Below are 201 nucleotides of genomic sequence, written 5' to 3' on the forward strand. Positions count from 1 at the left end.
CATCCCATAGATAACCCGAGGTTTTTAGCAGCTGAGTTAGTACTGCATATAATTAGTTAAACACTAATTAACTTGTGTAAAACAAGATTAAGAATTTGGAGCGGCACACGAGGTTCGAACTCGTGACCTCGACCTTGGCAAGGTCGCGCTCTACCAGCTGAGCTAGTGCCGCATTCCATAGTTAGCTCTATGTTGTTGGTA

The 201-nt window shown here is 43.8% G+C and carries 1 tRNA gene; it reads right to left on the reverse strand.

The annotated features are described in order from the left end of the window. Nucleotides 1–96: 96 nt before the first annotated feature. Nucleotides 97–172, reverse strand: a tRNA-Gly gene (locus C1E24_RS20675). Nucleotides 173–201: the final 29 nt, after the last annotated feature.

It is taken from the genome of Pseudoalteromonas phenolica, assembly GCF_005876835.1.
In the GTDB taxonomy this organism is placed as follows: domain Bacteria; phylum Pseudomonadota; class Gammaproteobacteria; order Enterobacterales; family Alteromonadaceae; genus Pseudoalteromonas; species Pseudoalteromonas phenolica_B.